13 protein-coding genes are annotated in these 14,231 nt (G+C 37.2%); 3 read left to right on the top strand and 10 right to left on the bottom strand.

Going from position 1 to position 14,231, the window contains the following annotated elements; translation table 11 throughout:
• Positions 1–120 precede the first annotated feature (120 nt).
• Positions 121–339: a hypothetical protein gene (locus tag ODQ17_RS06585; RefSeq protein ID WP_191900624.1), complete on the top strand. Its 219-nt coding sequence runs from the start codon at positions 121–123 to the stop codon at positions 337–339.
• A 36-nt stretch (positions 340–375) separates the two neighbouring features.
• Here the strand turns inward: ODQ17_RS06585 and ODQ17_RS06580 are convergent, their stop codons facing one another.
• Positions 376–1,527, bottom strand: a complete 1,152-nt coding sequence (locus ODQ17_RS06580) for a glycosyltransferase family 4 protein (RefSeq protein WP_322902543.1) — start codon at positions 1,525–1,527, stop codon at positions 376–378.
• 65 nt (positions 1,528–1,592) lie between these two features.
• Positions 1,593–2,381 carry a glycosyltransferase gene (locus ODQ17_RS06575; protein WP_151964295.1) on the bottom strand — a complete coding sequence of 263 codons (789 nt, stop codon included), beginning with the start codon at positions 2,379–2,381 and terminating at the stop codon, positions 1,593–1,595.
• A 215-nt stretch (positions 2,382–2,596) separates the two neighbouring features.
• Between ODQ17_RS06575 and ODQ17_RS06570 the strand changes: the two genes are divergently transcribed.
• Together ODQ17_RS06570 and ODQ17_RS06565 are read left to right on the top strand one after the other, a co-directional pair.
• The gene (locus ODQ17_RS06570; protein ID WP_322902541.1) at positions 2,597–3,421 is read left to right on the top strand and encodes a glycosyltransferase family 25 protein; all 825 of its coding nucleotides are present in this window, start codon (positions 2,597–2,599) and stop codon (positions 3,419–3,421) included.
• Between the two features lie 11 nt (positions 3,422–3,432).
• Positions 3,433–4,326 (top strand): glucosamine inositolphosphorylceramide transferase family protein, encoded by an 894-nt coding sequence (locus ODQ17_RS06565; protein WP_322902539.1) that lies wholly within the window; start codon positions 3,433–3,435, stop codon positions 4,324–4,326.
• On the opposite strand, the gene ODQ17_RS06560 is transcribed toward ODQ17_RS06565, so the two are convergent.
• From ODQ17_RS06560 to ODQ17_RS06525, 8 genes are all read right to left on the bottom strand, one after another.
• A complete protein-coding gene (locus ODQ17_RS06560) occupies positions 4,323–5,357 on the bottom strand; it encodes a glycosyltransferase (protein ID WP_322902536.1) in 1,035 nt (344 codons plus the stop codon). The genes ODQ17_RS06565 and ODQ17_RS06560 overlap by 4 nt on opposite strands.
• A gap of 11 nt (positions 5,358–5,368) precedes the next feature.
• Positions 5,369–6,133, bottom strand: a complete 765-nt coding sequence (locus tag ODQ17_RS06555; RefSeq protein WP_322902534.1) for a glycosyltransferase family 2 protein — start codon at positions 6,131–6,133, stop codon at positions 5,369–5,371.
• A complete protein-coding gene (locus ODQ17_RS06550) occupies positions 6,130–6,885 on the bottom strand; it encodes a polysaccharide deacetylase family protein (RefSeq protein WP_322902532.1) in 756 nt (251 codons plus the stop codon). Before ODQ17_RS06550 ends, ODQ17_RS06555 begins: the two co-directional genes overlap by 4 nt.
• Positions 6,882–7,910 carry a glycosyltransferase family protein gene (locus ODQ17_RS06545; protein WP_111856156.1) on the bottom strand — a complete coding sequence of 343 codons (1,029 nt, stop codon included), beginning with the start codon at positions 7,908–7,910 and terminating at the stop codon, positions 6,882–6,884. The genes ODQ17_RS06550 and ODQ17_RS06545 overlap by 4 nt, the downstream gene beginning before the upstream one ends.
• Before the next feature lie 22 nt (positions 7,911–7,932).
• Positions 7,933–8,823 carry a mitochondrial fission ELM1 family protein gene (locus ODQ17_RS06540; protein WP_322902527.1) on the bottom strand — a complete coding sequence of 297 codons (891 nt, stop codon included), beginning with the start codon at positions 8,821–8,823 and terminating at the stop codon, positions 7,933–7,935.
• 67 nt (positions 8,824–8,890) lie between these two features.
• Positions 8,891–9,817, bottom strand: a complete 927-nt coding sequence (locus ODQ17_RS06535; protein WP_045435575.1) for a branched-chain amino acid transaminase — start codon at positions 9,815–9,817, stop codon at positions 8,891–8,893.
• A gap of 24 nt (positions 9,818–9,841) precedes the next feature.
• Positions 9,842–12,592, bottom strand: a complete 2,751-nt coding sequence (gene glnE, locus ODQ17_RS06530) for a bifunctional [glutamate--ammonia ligase]-adenylyl-L-tyrosine phosphorylase/[glutamate--ammonia-ligase] adenylyltransferase (RefSeq protein ID WP_005309569.1) — start codon at positions 12,590–12,592, stop codon at positions 9,842–9,844.
• 67 nt (positions 12,593–12,659) lie between these two features.
• Entirely contained in the window at positions 12,660–13,931 is a 1,272-nt protein-coding gene (locus tag ODQ17_RS06525) for a sensor histidine kinase (RefSeq protein ID WP_322902525.1), read from the bottom strand.
• Between the last annotated feature and the right edge of the window lie 300 nt (positions 13,932–14,231).

The raw sequence follows: 14,231 nt of genomic DNA, 5'->3' as shown, positions 1-14,231 counted from the left end.
GCTTATGCAGGGTTTTTTAATTAAGTAAGATCAATCACATAGCTTACTCAACTAAGCTATGCTTTGCGAATAAGCGGGTCAGTGGCATAATAGGTTGCTTTTAATTTAGAGGTCAACTTTATGGCTATGCGCCCTAATGTACGTCGACATGCTTTGGTTGTGATTGTATTCTCTCTCGCACAATGGTTTTTCATGCGCTATATCCTTGCAAATGAATTATTTAATATCACTACCAATCAACGTATTCTTTATTTTTGTGTAAGTAGCTTGGCTGGTGCATTGCTTATTTTTGTTGCACTGATTTATATGGTTTTAAAAGGAAATGCGGATAGAGAGTAAGAAATTACCCGTATTCCTAAATACGGGATCTTATTCTTAAGACTTTACTTCTTGAAATAATATATTTCTTAATTTTTTAGTAAAATCCATTACATTATGATATTCCTCAATGTATTTTCTAGCTTGTATTGCTAAAAGATGTCTATCTTCTTCATTTTCCATTAAAGATTCGATAGCCTCAACATATAAATGAACTTTTTCAAAGCCATCTCCTAATACATCCCCTACGTGAATTCCAAATTTACTTGTTAGTTCTTCAGGATTCCTGTTACTTACTAACAAAGTTCCAAAAGAGAGGGCTTCTAAAAATGAAATAGGTAATGCTTCATGAATAGAAGTATTAACAAGTAACTTAGCATCTTTTAAAAATTGTTCTTTTTCACTGCCTTCAACATGGCCCGCAAAATGTAAGTTAGCAATATTTTGATAACCTTTCATAATTTCATTGTTTTTACTTTCCTCTCTAAATGTCTGTCCTAATACATAGAATTCATATTGCGGCATTCTTTTTGCGATTTCACAAAATAACCACCCCCGTTTTACAGATTCTAAACGACCTAAAAAAATGATTATATTCTTTTTAACATAAGTACTAACATCAAAATTGAAATCAATATCAATAGGATTAGGCACATATTCTATGGGTACACTATTTTCTAATTGATATAAATCTATAGCTTTCTGATTAAGAAAATGTCCTTGCGAAATAAATTTCACACGGTCATTAACATACCAATTATGTACTAGATCATATATTTTTTGATTATAATAATTAGTTTCAGGAAATAATTTAACTGTATTAATTTCTTCCCATTCATAGGTTGGTCTTGGATCTTGTATCCATAAAACTAATTTTTTTGTTTTATCTAATTCATTTTCTAATACATAATTAAATGTTAATTCGACACTTAAATAAATGTCATAATTTTTTTTCTTAAGCCAGCGACGAGCAAACCATTTTCTACGTGGCAGTCGATATAATTTCACATTATCTACCGAATACTCTTCCGCAAAAAGCTTTTTACTTCCTTTACCCAATAATACATCAATTTGGATATCCGCATTTGGAATATATTTAGCTATATGATTTCGCGCTAAAAATCCGTAACCGCCAAAAGCAGTATTAGCACCACCAAAAAACTCATCAATAATTAAACCAACTCTAATTGGTCTATTATATCCACTCATTAAACACTCTCAATATATCAATAAAAAGTATAATTAAAAATTTCTTTACTTATCTTAATAAATAATTAAATATCACATTTTAAAAGACGTGACATAATAGTACAGTCATCTAGTTCATCTAATTTTATACCCTTTAACATCTCATTATATAGATGAATACAAGTAGTACGAGAAGTAGTAATATCATCTATAGTAAGCTCAGGATCACAAAGCTGACTTATACACTGATAGTGAACAGGATAAAAAATATCAATTGGTTGAATATTATTTTTTAACTCCAACTGTTTAACATAATAAGTAATAGCTTTAGGGCCAATAACTCCCCATGGCATATCCGCTAAACTTTTTCCTATTCCCATTATTTTTTTTGTTTTTAATTTAATTTTTTTACTCGTAGAAAACCATGGCGGTACAAAAAATGGGTCATATGCGGCTTTTAATAATTCTTTAAGTAAGTCGCTTTCTTTAGGAATGCGCAAAATAGCTCCGTTAATCCATTCATCATCTTCAAAGCCTAATAAGTATCCATGCTCTGGTATTGAAATAGGTTTTAAACAATACACATCACAGTCAACATAGACTCCATCAACTTTACGCATTAACTCATAACGAAAAATATCTGAAAATAATGCATAACTCCCTGTTTCCTTATGCTTTATAATTTGATCTTTAGAAATAATTTTATTTGCATCAACCAATTTTACGCCTTCTGGTACATCTACAATATCAGCGTATGTATGTAAATGGACCTCATGTCCCCTCATTACAAAAGAATGTAAACAACATCTTGAAATTGCTCCGAGTTTTTCTCCAATCCACAAAGCATGAATGATAGGTAAATTATTTGACATCATTTAGGTATAGCCTTTATAAATCTTTTTTGCCCATAATATTATTGTTGCCTCTTCACATAATATGATTACCCTCACCAGAGGTCCAAGTAACCACCAATATACTTTTTAACTTCTAAATTTTTAGAGCTAAGCTAGATGAATATGTAGAAGGACTATCAACAACAAATACAGAAGTATAGAATATCTAAACTGTATTGTATCAAGTTAGTTGAAACATGAAAAAGATTCTTATTCTATGCGTTTCTTTGCAAGGAAGTAATAAACGTCAAGAAAAAATCAAACAGCAACATCAAGATTTACAATCGGTTATTTCTGATATACAAATTGACTTTGAGTTTTTCGACGCTATTTATGGGAAAAAACTTCCTCAAGAATATTTAACTTTTCTAAATTTAAGTCGTCAATTTGCTGGATTATGTGATCACGAACTAGGACCAAGTGAACTAGGCTGTTGGTTAAGCCATATGATAATTTGGCAACGCCTAGCTCAAGGTGATTATCAAACTTATGATCGTGTCATCATAATTGAAGATGATGTAATTTTTCAAACTAAACATATACAGCAGAAGCTGCACTCTCTATTAGAAACCAATCCTTCATTCGCATTCCTAGGAGGGCACTCTGAACCTTCGAGACGTCGAATAAGAGGTTATACAAGTAATGATGAACTTTACTTCAATATGACTGGGCCTAAAGATCTCTATACGGCAACATATGCTTATTCTTTAACTACAGAGACAGCCAAAAATTTTGTTTCTAAACAAATTCATAAATTGACTTATATTGATGACTGGAAGTACTTATTAGCTGGCGATGTTTCAACACCCTTTTATTATTGCTTTGAACATGATGATGAGATGCAAAGCCATATTGCATCTGATAGAAAAGCATATATGAAAAAACCAAATCGTTTTAAAAAGAACTTTAACAAAATGAAAAATGATTTAATTTCTCGAATTATATCTTTATTTATTTTCAAAAAAATTATTCGATTAGCCTTTTTCCTAAACTCTACACAATCACATAAAACGGGCAGCTAACAGGTACTTAGATGTTAATCACTCGCAGTCTTCAAAAAAAATGGTATAAATACCAACAAGCAAAAAAAGCAAAATCTTTTGACTCTCATTGGTATATGCGTTTTGGCTGGTTAGAACAACCATTTACTACACTTGAGCAACTAGATTCTCTCTTTGAGATCCACTCCCCTAAAAAGTTTACATTTGCAGATAGCTTTTATGCTGATGAAAATGGCCGTCATTTCATTTTTTTTGAAGAAGTTGATGACGAACATCCAGTAGGTTTTCTTTCTGTTTTAGAAGTCTTTAAAGATGGCACCTACACACCACCAGAAACAATCTTAAAGCTTGACTATCACCTTTCTTATCCTTGTGTATTTAAGTTAGAAAACACTTGGTACATGATCCCAGAGACTTCTGCCAATAAGACGATAGAACTTTGGAAATGTACTGAATTTCCACTGAAATGGGAAAAGCATTCTAATGTGATTGAGAATATCGAAGCAGTCGACAGCACACCTTTCTATCATGAAGGCTTATGGTATCTTTTTACTTCAACGCGTCGTGATTGTAAGAAATTTGGTGACCGTTTAGACCTATTCTTTACCGAAGATATTTTAAATCCGAACTGGAAAGAGCACCCAATGAACCCAGTGTGCCGAGGTAGTCAGCAGTTCCGTATGGCGGGTAAACCTTTTATTTATAAAGGACAACTGGTTCGACCAAGCCAAGATTCTTTAAAACGTTATGGCGGTAATATCGAATTAAAAGCGATTACTCAGCTTAGCCCAACAGCTTACGAAGAAAAATTACTAGAAGTAGTTTTACCTGACTGGAATCAAGCAGATGACGGTTGTCATACCATTAATGTCGAAGATAACTTCGTGGTACTTGATGCCATCCGCCTTACACCGAAGAATAATTAAGTTTTCAGCAGGCCTTTATAAATATTAAGCGTCTGCTCAGCCATGGCTGGTACAGTCAGTTCAGCCTTGGCTTTTGCATATAAAGGGCTAAAGTCGTGTTGAGCTTCAGGTTGAAGCGCACATTTAATCGCTTTTGCTAAACCTTGTGCATCTCCAATTTCTGCCAGATATTGCTCCGGCAGCCACTCAATCACACCGTTTACTTTGGTTGAAGCCATTGCTTTATCAGCCTGTAAAGCTTCGACCATAACGAGTGGAAAACCTTCACGATCTGATGACAAAACCACGATATCTGCTAATTGCACCAGATCTCGAGCATCGGTTCTAAACCCAAGAAAAGCGACCCGATCTTGCATGTTTAATTCACTGACTTGTTTTTCTAAACTTGCTCGAAGTGAACCATCACCAATAATCCATAAATTAGCATCAATCTGTTGCATCGACTCAATCAGTAAACTGATATTTTTTACTGGCTCTAGACGTCCAATACACATAACAACTTTTTTGCTTGTATCTAGCTCAGCAAAATTTTTTTGAATCGATTGAAATAACTTTTCTTTATTTTCAACTGTAAGTACAGGTTGAGGATAGACCCCGTTGTAAACCACATGTGCTTTAGACTCAGGAATGCCTTGCATGAGTGCTTGACTCACCGCAATAACCGCATCACCCGCTAAATAAGCAGACTTATTCTTTTTAGTACCATGTACTGTTGTCACAAATTTTGGGCCAGATGAAAATGGCTTAATTCGGGCAATTAGTTCAGCCGCCTTTCCTGCTTGTGCATGAACAATAGCAGGTTGAATTTGCTGGATAAGGTTTTTAAGTTGCCAGAGTAAAAAAATATTCCAACGGCTACGTGCAAAATCAACCGCATGAAAATGTACTTGTTGGCTAAACTTGTCTAGATAGCAAGGATGTGCAATCACATGTACTTCATGATTTAAAGCGAGCTCATTAACAAGATTAAAAGTGTGCTGCTCTAAACCACCAATTCCACCACTCGTTGCCAATAGCTGAACAATTTTCATAGTTTGCCTACTTATTTCTTATCTTTATTCATGGTCTGTTCAAACAGTTTGGCTTCTTTTAGAAAAGCATAAAACGCGTTAATCATACTATTTACGAAACCACGCCAACCATTTAAGAAACTACGACGAATAAAATAAGATTTCATGAAAGTCACTGGCATTACCAACACCAATTTTGCAACGCTTGGAGACTTTCCTTTTTGGTATTTCTCTAGTGCTTTGAGGTTGGAATATTGGTTATTTTTTTCGACTTTAACAAAAATGCTCGACTCGCCATAATGATAAATATCATGTTGAGCACGCTGAGATTCACCATCTACAATCACATTTTCATGGACCTTATTGGCAAGGTCATAATGCCCTTTAGACTTACGGAAAAAACGCACTTTTGCATGTTTTTTAGTATGTTTGCTGTTGGGAACACCTAAAAACACATCATTAATCGGTGTGATTAAAGCATCAAGTTTATTTTGCTGAATGGTCTCAACAATTTCTCGTTTTAACTCATTAGATAAGACTTCATCACCATCTAAATTAAGTACCCAATCATTTCGGCATTTTGCTAAAGCTAAACTTTTTTGCCCAGCGTAACCTTGCCAATCTTGATGAGAGATTTGCGCATTTTCAAAGCGCTCTGCAATTTCATAAGTATTATCAGTACTGCCAGAGTCTAAAATAATAACTTCATCAAACTCACTGACACTTTGCAAAGTTCGCTCTAACCAAGCACCACAATTTAAAGTGACAATATAGACACTACATGGAATTTTATTCATAACTTATAACGTCCTTTAGCAAGGGCGATACGCATCTGTAAAGCATTCATGGCACCATGCGTGCTGACACGTGGAATATTAAATTGATTAACAGCTTCATAGGCTTCGATTTTCTTACGAGTCGATACAGCGTTTTTAAAGCCAATCTCTTCGGCCATTTTCTGGTGTTTTTCGTTAAATCGACCAAATGGATAGGCAAAGCTTGGGCACTTCCCAACTAATGCTTCAACGTCACGTTTAGACTGAAGCATCTCATCATAAGCAGTTTGATTATCAAGCTTAAGTAAGTTCACATGATGTTGGGTATGCGCACCAAATTCAATCAAACCAGAATTTGCCATTTCATGAATTTGCTCATGAGTTAGCTTTTCGATTCCTTCAATTTGCGTTGCCAAATAAATGGTTGCCTTTGCATTATATTTTTTAAGTAATGGATAGGCATAAAGATAATTATCCATAAAGCCATCATCGAAACTTAAAGCAACGACATTTTTTTGATTCCGGTATTGTTCAAGCTCAGAGACAAAACAAAAAGTAGCTCGTTTACGCGTCAACAACTGTAAGAGTTGTTCAAACTTTTCAGGAGGCATGTTCATACCAGAGGCTACATCTTTAGGTGTAACCTGATGCAACATCACAATGCGTGGTAGTTTATTCGAACGAAACGGAAGCCAGAAAGTATAATTACCCAGCACATATAACAGTGCAGCAAGTACTAGTAGGCCTACCGCAACGTACAAAAACCACATCATGCATAAACCTCATGTGACCATTCATAATCTTCTGAAAGGGGCTGCTTAAATGTCACTTCAACCATAAATTGGGTGATGCGTTTAGCATTGAAAGATCTACGTGTTTTCTCCCAACCCTCTTTCGCTATTTTTTCAGCCTGATCTGGGTTTTGATCAAAGAATTGGATCTTCTTGGCCAAATCAAACTGATCATCAAAGTAAACCACTTCCTGTTCGGTATAGAGCTTCTCAAAGCCCGGAATTCTTGGACTAAAAGTCAATAACCCATTACCAGTCAGTTGTACAATACGGTCAGAACTATACAGAGTTACATCATTACGTCGTGAGTAATTAAGTCCCATTTTTGTTTCAGATAGAACTTTATAATAAGCTTTACCGTAAACACCAGGTTGCTCAAAACAACCATAATATTGATAGTTCACATGGCCTTGTTGCAACGCATCTGCTAAGTCCTTTAAGAACTTCTCACGCTCAGGTTCTTTATAAACCACGCCACAAAAAATAAAGGTCTTATCCGTATTCACATTTGAAAATTGCTGTAGTGTTTCTACATTACGGTGACCCACATTTGGCAGATAGGCTACGCTTAAATGCGGCTGTTTTAATTTTTGTAGATATTCGCCACCGGTTGTACAGAAAATAGCATCTAAATACGGCGAGAATGCTTTAACAAAATCGAGTTTGCTTTCAAGATAAAGCGGGTCAACATACCAAAATGCAATTTTAGTATTTGGATAAGCTTCTTTAATCTGTCTGAGAACATCTGGACTCATTAAGTCACTATGTCCAATAAGTACCAGATCAGGTTCAATATTATTAACGACCTTTAGTACTTCTTTATTGGCCCAACTGGCACCCAGTTTTTTTGTTTTAAAAATGGTTCCCATTCGAGCCATGTCACGAAAACTAAAGTCATAAACGAAATGGCCATTTTCAATTAATCCGGCAGAAATTTTACGGTCTGTGCAGTAAAAATGGGCGCCTTGTTTATTAAAGCCAAAATTCGCAATATGCAATATTTTCATTTATTTACTCAAAATAAAAAATTTAATTTTTCGCTAAAAGATATGTTGCCACACGGTCTGCTTCTTTAAAAGCATAAGGTTGTGGTAACTGTACAACACAAGTCTGCTGTGAAATTAATTTTGATTCTAACATTTGATCAACTGAGTGGGTAATCCGGTCGTCTTTCAACCGGTCCATTGCCATTACACCGACTCGACAACCCGCGGTAAGCGCCTCAAAAATCATAGATACGCTGTCTTCTGTTACCCAAACAGCTTCTGCTTTTTGCATTTCTTCAAAAATCCAGCCTTGAGGTGTTTGATTAACTGGAAATATTTGTAAATGCCCAGCAAAGCTTTGCTGTCTTAAAGTATCGATAAATTCTGCTGGCGTGCGACGTGAAGTTGTTAAAATAATTTCAGCGTTTGGATTATTCTCAACAATTTTTTGAACACTGCTTAATACTTTGTTTTGGTTCCATTGATGTCGTTTAGATGAACCACCTAAAGCAATTAAAATTCGGTCTTTTTGATGGCGGTTTTCATTACGAATGGGATTTAATGCCCCACGTGTGACAATCACATGGCTATCAGCATGAATACCGTCATGTTCTGGAATAACAGCATAATCAAAGCAAACCACAGGTAAGTTAGGCTTCATCAATATAATAGTTTTGGCTTTTCTAAAAATTTTGCCGAGTAACCAGACACGAAAATGTGTGTGGCTTCCTACTCCAAATATAAAATCGGGTACTTTTTTTAATAACGATTTTTTTGAAGAGAAAAGCGCCTGAATTAAAGAAATAATTGGCAAATCAGAAATAAGGATCTCTTCAAAAGTTGTTTCTGGCTGTTGTCTTTGCATTGCCTGAAACAAGCCTAATGCTTGCGAACGGTGCCCTGCCTTACCATCAGAGACATAGACAATATGCATAAAAGCTCCCGAAGCCAAAAATAAAAAGGCGAAACTTATGTTCGCCTTTTTATGTTAACGGATTAACTTATTTTACGTAAGTTAACCAGTGTTCATATTTCGGATTTCTACCTTGAACTGCATCAAAGTAAGTCTTTTGAATTTCAGTAGTAATTGGGCCACGGCCACCTGTACCGATTGGACGGTCATCGTATTCACGAATTGGCGTTACTTCCGCAGCAGTACCTGTGAAGAATGCTTCGTCTGCAATGTAGAATTCATCACGTGTAATACGACGCTCAACAACTTGATAACCAAGATCTCTAGCAATCGTCATTACTGTTTGACGTGTAATACCATCAAGCGCACCACCAGCGATATCTGGAGTGTGTAAAACGCCATCTTTAATTAAGAATACGTTTTCACCAGAACCTTGGCATACATAACCTTGTGGGTCCATTAACATTGCTTCGTCGTAACCAGAATGTGCAACTTCTTGGTGAGCAAGAATTGACAACGTGTAGTTACCAGATGCTTTTGCTTTACACATCGTCACGTTTGGATGATGGTGAGTAAATGATGAAGTTTTAACACGAATACCATTCGCCATTGCTTCATCACCAAGATATGCGCCCCACGCCCATGCTGCAACTGCGGCATGAATCGTGTTATTTGTTGCTGCAATACCAAGTTTTTCTGAACCGATCCAGATTAATGGACGTAAATAGCAAGAAGCTAATTTATTTTCACGAACAACATCGATTTGTGCTTGTTCAAGCGTGGCTTGATCATACGGCACTTTCATTTGATAAATTTTTGCTGAATTTAACAAACGTTTTGTGTGGTCTTGAAGACGGAAAATGGCAGTACCTTTAGGCGTTTCATAAGCACGAACACCCTCAAATACGCCCATACTGTAGTGTAATGTATGGGTTAAAACGTGAATTTTTGCATCACGCCAATCAATTAATTTTCCATCTTGCCAAATAAAACCATCACGATCAGCCAAATTCATGGAACACTCCAAATTGTTATAAAATCATTCACTATCCAACTCAACCGAGGCGGTTGGGTCTATTAATCTTTGCCATAAATTGCAAACGACCGCACGGGTACTACGCCAGTCCGCTGCGCTGACTTGCATGGATTGATTTGCAAGGGCTAAGCGGTGGCTTTCGGCACGTTCACTAAGATAGGCTCGAATTAATGCTGTGGCATCTTCACTGGATAAGCAGTCTGCTTTAGCAGCATCTTCTAATATTCTTACATTATCAGAATAATGGGCGAGATCGGGTTTCGTCCCGCTCCATGCAAGTACAGCATACTGTGCCATAAATTCGATATCGACGATACCACCTGCGTCCTGTTTTAAATGAAAAATACCATGTTTTTTTTGTTCAGAAGACGAACCAAGGTGGTCTTTCATTTTCTGACGCATTTTCAACACTTCTTCACGAACATAAGCCTCATCTCTAGATTGAGTCAATATCTCGCGGCGAAATATTTCAAATTTCTGGCAAAGCACCTCATCACCTGCAATAGAGCGTGCTCGAACGAGTGCCTGATGCTCCCAAAGCCATGCACTTTTCAACTGATAGTGTTCGTAGGCTTTAAGACTTGTCACCAATAAACCAGCCTCACCTGAAGGTCTTAACCGCGTATCAATTTCATAGACACGGCCATCAAGGGTTTGAGTGGTCATCAGTGACATAAACTTTTGAGCGACACGCATAGCAAACTCAAAGCCACTAATTGACTTCGTTCCATCAGTATCTGCTTGCTCATCTAGATAATGAATAAAGACAAGATCCAAGTCAGAACCATACCCAAGCTCAATTCCACCCACTTTGCCATAACCAATAACAGCAAAGGCTTTGTAGTCGAGTGAGCAGCGTTTTCCATCGACATCACATGGATAACCATGACGCTTTGCTACAGTCTGATAAGCTAAATGAAGTGTTGCATTAACACTCACCTCAGCAATATCGGTTAATGCATCAGATACTTTCATTAGCGGGCTTTCCGCTAATACATCACTTGCCGCAACAGTAAGTACATTGCTCTTTTTAAACAGTCGAAGTGCCCGCATTTGATCTTCAACTTGATCAATTTCAATGCGAAGTAACTGCTGGCGTAATGAGTCTTCTAAGTCCTTACGCTTTGGCAACTCAAAGCCCATCGATAAAAACTCATCCAGGAGTACCGGATACTGTGTCAGTTCTTCACAAATCCAAGGACTTACGGTCGCCATTTTAACTAGGCGTTGCAATGCACCTTTACTTTCAATCAACATCACTAAGTACACGGTTCGGCGCATAACTGATTCAATCAGCGGCATTAAGCGCAAAAGTGCAGTTTGAGGTTGTTCTGACTGTAAAATCACTTCAATTAAATGAGGCCAGAATGTCTTTAATCGCTGAACAGCATTTGAAGGTAATTTTTTGAGTGCGTGACCATGCCAGAATTCATGAATCAAATTTTTCGCATTGTCATCCAACACTTCATCTAACTGCTGCTCTAACTGTCCAAAGTTCTCAGTTGCGGCATTTGAACTAGTATCTTCAATAAGCTGCTTAAATTGAACTTTAACTTTTTGACGTTTCTCGTTAAGAACATCAATAAATTCATCCCAACTCGTAAAACCTAAGGTATCTATAATGCGTTGTCTTAAGTCTACTTCTTCTGGCAATAGCTGAGTTTGCTGGTCATTGAGGGCTTGAATTGCGTGTTCAACACGGCGTAAAAACAGGTAAGCATCCTCAAGTTCTAAAACAGCTTGTCTTTCTAACAAACCTGCTTCACCAATATGCTCAAGGCTAACTAAACACTGGCGGTCTTGCAGCTCACGTTTAGAGCCGCCGTAAATAAGCTGAAAGACCTGAACAATAAACTCAATTTCGCGAATACCGCCGGCCCCGAGTTTAATATCATCCTCAATATGACGACGCAGAACTTCGCGCTCAATCATCGCTTTCATATCGCGCATCGCGGCAAAAGCGGTGTAATCAACATAGCGGCGGAATACGAAAGGACGTGTCATTTCTAACAAGTCTTGCCCTTCTTTACCGCCCGTCACAACACGCGCTTTAATCCACGCATAGCGTTCCCACTCACGACCATGCTGACTTAAATATTTTTCTAAAGCTGCGTGACTAATCGCTAGTGCCGAGCCATCGCCCCAAGGGCGTAAGCGCATATCAACTCGAAATACAAAACCATCTGCGGTAATGTGCTCAAGCAAATAAATGAGTTTTTGCCCCCACAAAATACAGAACTGCTGTACATCAATGCATTTGCGACCATTGGTTTCGCCCTGTTCATCAAAAGCAAAAATCAAGTCGATATCACTCGACAGATTAAGCTCTTGAGCACCAAGTTTACCCATGGCAACAACAATCAAGTCTTGAACTTTGCCAGAGTAACTCATCGGTTCCCCATGTTTCGCCACAAGTGCTACACGTGCAAAGTCCTTTGCTGCACAAATACTTGCATCGGCAAAATCAGAAAGTTCGCGTGTGAGTGTGACAACATCGGTAAGCTGATTGGCATCTTGCCAAATCCAACGGAACATTAAACGACTTCGTAAAATGCGTAATCCACGCATCCAAGATATTTCGTCACCAATTCCATCTAATGTAGTTTGTACAAATTGATAAATCTGTTCAGTCGAGAGCGGTGCAGTAAATTGATCTAGTTGGTAATCTTGTTCTAAAACAGCTTGATGCAAGCCTAAAACTTGTTCTGCGTACTGACTCGCACGCAATGTTTTTTGTAACTGCTCCGCATTCATATAAAAAGCTCTTTTCCTCGTACTCTGTTTTTAGTTATAGCAGTTCGAGTAGTGGTAGGAAAAGGGATTAGACTAATTTTGCTTCCGCTGAAGAGTAATGCTCTGCATGAGCCTCATGACTTTCTTGAGCCGAAGGTAATAAAACTTTAAATGTCGTTCCTACGCCTTCTTTTGAACTGACATCAATTTTACCCTGATTAATTTCGACAAAACGCTTACAAAGACTTAAACCTAAACCCGCACCTTTTTCACCTGCGGTTCCTTTAAAGCTGGCTGTAATACGTGGATGGAATAAATTTGTCATTTGTTTTTCGGTCATGCCTAAACCAGTGTCTCGAACGGTGATTTCTATATTTTTGTCAGCTTGTTTAGCTTCAATAAAGACTTTGCCAGAGCCATCAATATCTGTAAATTTCAGCGCGTTTGATACCAAGTTTTGAATTACAGAGGTCATCATATTGATATCGGCATAGATATTTAAATCATCTGGAACATCATTAACCAGTTCAATGTTTTTCTTCAAAGCTAAAGTGTGCAGTACATCGCAAACAATATTGCTGACTTGTCTAAGCTTAAAGTTAATTGGGTGATAAACAAAACGCCCACCCTCTGCCATCGCCCATGTCAGTAAGCTTTCAAGTAAGTTATAAGTCGATTGCGAGGTGTCATATAAATAATCTGCAATGTTTTGAATACTAGATTCATCTAAAGTCTCACGCTCTTTGGCGAGTACTTCAGAAAACCCGAGCAACCCATGAAACGGCGCTCGTAAGTCATGCGAAATAATCGAGAAAAATTTAGTTTTACTTGAGTTAATCGCAACTTGCTGTTCATAGAGTTCGTTTAACTCTTCATAGTTAAACTTCAATTCGACTTGCTGCATAAAAGTAGAACAGTAATCGAGCAGCAATTGAATATCGTCATCTTCAAATGTTGCAGCATCATCATCAAAAAAGACAGCAAAGCCCATCGAAGTTTTATCGGGGTGTAAAAGATGCACGGCCAATGCCCTGCTGCACTCGATGTTTAATTCTTTTAAATAATTGGTTAAGTTTTGATAAGAGGGATGTGAGTGATTAATGATCTGTTGTTTAGCAAAGCACTTTTTTAAATGTTTCGAAGGTTTAAACGAGATAGCCGTCATGCCCTCTGGGCAACGATGCCAAAAGTAAGGTTCCTGATTAAAAGTCAGTAAGGCTTTTTTACAATTCAAAAGACGAAGACTAAACCGGAAAAATTGCTCAATGTAGTTCTGCTCGGCATTTAATCCAAGTAACAGAGATATCCTACAAGCACTTAACTGCTCAACCTGATTTAGTTCTAAACGCTGGAATGTCATTGCCCGCCTCACAGATTTTGTCGTTTTTGGTCGGAACCGCTCTTAAAAAATGTACTTATAATCATTATGATCTACTACAAACTTTAACACAGTACATTAAAAGAGCAACGTTCTTTTCAAAATAGAAATGTGAAGTTTCAATTAAAGGTTTTCAGATACATAAAGTGGGTATGCTTGAGGAAAATACAACAAATGTTTGAAGGTAAAGAGTTGTAAGATGTTAGAAATGCGAGTTTATAAATAGTAAAAAGATGGTCAAAAAGTATTATTTGTAGAAGGCTGAGAATCTATCTTGATTTG

The organism is Acinetobacter sp. IRS14 (assembly GCF_034650275.1).
GTDB lineage: Bacteria > Pseudomonadota > Gammaproteobacteria > Pseudomonadales > Moraxellaceae > Acinetobacter > Acinetobacter oleivorans.
This window is presented reverse-complemented; position numbering and strand designations above follow the sequence as displayed.